The organism is Paenibacillus sp. LHD-38 (genome assembly GCF_031157315.1).
Classification (GTDB): domain Bacteria; phylum Bacillota; class Bacilli; order Paenibacillales; family Paenibacillaceae; genus Pristimantibacillus.
The window spans coordinates 1-1,332 of sequence record NZ_JAVIFU010000128.1 but is presented as its reverse complement, the minus strand read 5'-3'; the positions used below and the strand labels follow the sequence as shown (position 1 = coordinate 1,332).

Below are 1,332 nucleotides of genomic sequence, written 5' to 3'. Positions count from 1 at the left end.
CGCTCTTACAGGAAATTGGGCTACGGACTACATTCTCTACCAGTACTCTCAAACTGTCAAAGTTGAAAATCTAAGAAAGAGCGAGAAAACAGGAGAAAACATTACTTTATAGTGGGAGGAGAACCTTATTCTTATCCTTTCTGTTATTTTACAAAGTTTTCTGCTCGTCACAATGACTTTTACCGGAGGAAGCAAGCTGGCTGGCGCGAAAAATTTTGTTGAAATGTTTGATTCACTTAAGCTACCGCAATGGTTCCGGGTTGTTACGGGGCTCGTTCAACTAGCTGGGGCAGTCGGACTTGCCATCGGATACTGGCAGCTGGCAGCAGCCACATGGGCAGGCATTTGGATTGGCATCACGATGCTGGTGGCATGCCTCTTACATTTGAGAATCAAGCATCCTTTCGGGCAAGTGATGCCGTCCTTAATCATTACTTTGATTGCAGCCGCTCTGGTACTCGTGAATGCATTCGGAGTACCGCATCCCGTATAGATCATAGAAGTGTCGGTTGAGCAAGAACAGGGGCCGTATGAAGCCCGTGAAAACCGCGGGCTTTTGATTTATCGGACCGCAATCGAGTAAGTTAAAACCAAAAGCAGAAGGGGGTACCTTTATGACAAAAGGTGAAAGGAATCCTAAGATTGATCCCTATTTTAACAAGCTTAAGAAGTGGAAGGAAGAATTCGAGCTGTTGAGAGATATCGTTCTTGACTGCGGGATGACTGAGGATTTTAAGTGGATGCATCCTTGTTACACGTTTGACAATAAAAACATCGTTTTGATTCATGGCTTTAAGGATTACTGCGCGCTTCTGTTTCACAAAGGCGCGTTGTTAAAAGATCCCCATGGGATCCTAATCCAACAAACGGAGAATGTTCAGGCAGCGCGCCAGATTCGGTTCACCAATGTTCAAGATATAGATGAAATGCAGCTTATCTTGAAATCATATATTGATGAAGCCATTGAAGTTGAGAAAGCCGGATTGCAAGTGAACTATAAAAAGAATACGGAATACATCATACCTGAAGAATTAGAAAATAAATTCGTTGAAATCCCCGACTTAAAAACGGCTTTTGAAGAATTGACGCCGGGAAGGCAAAGAGCATACATTTTACATTTTTCTGCACCCAAGCAATCCAAAACTCGAGAGTCAAGGGTTGAAAAATATATCGCGCATATCCTGGGTGGAAAGGGTAAAGATGATTAATATATTTTATCAGTAGCGTTGCATTAAACCTAACATAGGTTTCAAGTGATTTATTTTGTGCTAAATTGTGCTAAAAATGTAAATTTTACGGCGTACATGGCAGAAAAAAATCTCCTAAAATTAG

2 protein-coding genes are annotated in these 1,332 nt (G+C 41.7%); both read left to right on the top strand.

The window, feature by feature from the left end; genetic code table 11:
- Positions 1-127 precede the first annotated feature (127 nt).
- A complete protein-coding gene (locus RCO25_RS34535; RefSeq protein WP_309000561.1) occupies positions 128-493 on the top strand; it encodes a DoxX family protein in 366 nt (121 codons plus the stop codon).
- Positions 494-614: 121 nt separating this feature from the next.
- Positions 615-1,208, top strand: a complete 594-nt coding sequence (locus tag RCO25_RS34530) for a YdeI/OmpD-associated family protein (RefSeq protein WP_309000560.1) — start codon at positions 615-617, stop codon at positions 1,206-1,208.
- The last annotated feature ends 124 nt before the right edge of the window (positions 1,209-1,332 follow it).